Raw genomic sequence first — 2205 nt, forward strand, 5'->3', positions numbered from 1 at the left:
GGATTCCAAAGGTCGAGACCTTTGGCGGGTGCAGGGCAGAGCCCTGCTGTCGGCTTCCTCGCCCTGGCTCTGCCAGGACGAGGAAGCCGATCCCGGGGCTGCGCGCCCCGGACCCCGCCAAAGGGCCTCGGGCCCTTTGGGATCCCATGACCTCAGGCCGCGATCAGTGCGCGGCCGTCGTGAGCGGCGATCGTCACGGTGTGGAGCGTGCCGGGCTCGGCCGCGAGGCGGACCGGCGTGAAGCCCTCCGTGCGGCCGGTACCGCCGCGCTCGGCCAGCACCCGGTGCGTGCGGCCGACCTCGCCGTCGAGGTGGCGGGCGAGCGCCGCCGCGCCCGCCGCCCGCAGCCGCGCCGCGCGCTCCCGGATCACGTCCGGAGCCACCGGCGGCATCCGGGCGGCGGGCGTGCCGGGGCGGGCGGAGTAGGGGAAGACGTGCAGGTGCGTCAGCCCGCATTCCGCCACGAGGTCGAGCGAGCGGACGAACTGCGCCTCGGTCTCCGTCGGGAAGCCGGCGATCAGGTCGGCGCCGAACACGGTGTCGGGCCGCAGGCGCCGGATCTCGGCGCAGAAGCGGATCGCGTCGGCGCGGAGATGCCGCCGCTTCATCCGCTTGAGGACGAGATCGTCGCCGGCCTGGAGCGAGAGGTGGAGATGGGGCATCAGCCGCGCCTCCTCGGCGAAGGCCCGCACCAGTTCCGGGTCGGCCTCGACGGAATCGATCGAGGAGAGGCGCAGCCGCGCCAGATCCGGCACCCCGGCGAGGATCGCCCGCACGAGGCGCCCCAGGCTGAGATCCCCGAGATCGCGCCCGTAGGCGGTGAGGTCGACGCCGGTCAGCACCACCTCGCGCCCGCCCGCCTCGACGATGCGGGCGACCTGCGCGACCACCTCCGCCACCGGCACCGAGCGCGAGTTCCCCCGCCCGAACGGAATGACGCAGAAGGTGCAGCGGTGGTCGCAGCCGTTCTGCACGGCCAAGAAGGCGCGGGTATGCCCGGCCATGGCGGTGATCCGCGTCGGCGCGGCGGCGCGCGCCGCCATCACGTCGGACACGTCCCGCGCGGGCGCGGCGGCCCAGGCGGCGGGATCGAGCTTCTCGGCGTTGCCGACGAGGCGCGCCACCTCGGGCATCGCCGCGTAGGCCGCCGTCTCGACCTGCGCGCCGCAGCCCGTGACCGCGATCGTCGCGGCCGGCCGCTCGCGGTGCAGCCGCCGGATGGCCTTGCGGGCCTCACGTCCGGCGGCCTCCGTCACCGCGCAGGTGTTGACGATGACGAGGTCGCCTGGATGCGCGCCGGCTGCCGCGCGCATCGCCTCCGACTCGACGGTGTTGAGCCGGCAGCCGAAGGTCAGCGTCTCGACCGCCATCAGGCGGCCCCGGCGAACAGCTCCGGCGCGAAGGTGCCCTCCGCCTCCAGGAAGACCGGGCCGGTCATCAGCACGTGGTCGTCGGCGCGCCACTCGATGACGAGGTCGCCGCCCGGCAGGCTGACCGTCGCGTGGCGCCCGACCATGCGCAGGCGCGAGGCCGCCACCACCGTGGCGCAGGCGGCCGTGCCGCAGGCGAGCGTCAGGCCTGCGCCCCGCTCCCAGACCCGGAGCTTGATCGTGTCGCGCCCCGTCACCTGCGCCACCGAGATGTTGGCCCGCTCCGGAAAGATCGGGTGGTTCTCCAGCAGCGGCCCGAACCGGGCGAGGTCGTAGCTGTCCGGGTCGCGCTCGGTGAAGAACACCGCGTGCGGGTTGCCCATGTTCACGACGCCCGGGGAGTGCAGGACCGGATCGTCGATCGGGCCGATCTGCAGCTCGATCCGGCGGGTATCGGGAAAGGGCTCGGCCAGCGGGATCTCGTCCCAGGCGAGCCGCGGCCGGCCCATGTCGACCGTGAAGGCGCGCTCGGCCACGCGCCGCACGCCGACCCGGCCCGCCACCGTCTCCAGGGTCAGGCGGCCGCCCTCGGCGGGGCGCGCCATGGCGGGGTCGTCGAACATCGCGTAGGCGACGCAGCGCGTGCCGTTGCCGCAGGCACCCGATTCCGAGCCGTCGGTGTTGTAGATCCGCATGTAGGCGTCGGTGCCGGGGCTCACGGGATCGTGCACGACCATGAGCTGATCGAAGCGCGAGCCGGCATCGGCCGCGATGGCCCGCGCCTCCTCGGGCGCGACGCGGTGCTGGCTGCCGCGCAGGTCCAGCACCACGATGG

2 protein-coding genes are annotated in these 2205 nt (G+C 74.4%); both read right to left on the reverse strand.

Annotated elements, in window-relative coordinates; genetic code table 11:
- Positions 1-152 precede the first annotated feature (152 nt).
- On the reverse strand, positions 153-1370 hold the full coding sequence (mtaB, locus tag AX737_RS18095; RefSeq protein WP_066923866.1) for a tRNA (N(6)-L-threonylcarbamoyladenosine(37)-C(2))-methylthiotransferase MtaB: 1218 nt from the start codon (positions 1368-1370) through the stop codon (positions 153-155).
- Positions 1370-2203 carry a diaminopimelate epimerase gene (gene dapF / locus AX737_RS18100; RefSeq protein ID WP_245293472.1) on the reverse strand — a complete coding sequence of 278 codons (834 nt, stop codon included), beginning with the start codon at positions 2201-2203 and terminating at the stop codon, positions 1370-1372. Before dapF ends, mtaB begins: the two co-directional genes overlap by 1 nt.
- Between the last annotated feature and the right edge of the window lie 2 nt (positions 2204-2205).

Source organism: Methylobacterium sp. CCH5-D2 (assembly GCF_001556475.1).
Taxonomy (GTDB): Bacteria; Pseudomonadota; Alphaproteobacteria; order Rhizobiales; family Beijerinckiaceae; genus Methylobacterium; species Methylobacterium hispanicum.

Excerpts from the sequence above, each read along its gene's own strand:
- mtaB (WP_066923866.1), bottom strand. The coding sequence starts at position 1,370 with ATGGCGGTCGAGACGCTGACCTTCGGCTGCCGGCTCAACACCGTCGAG.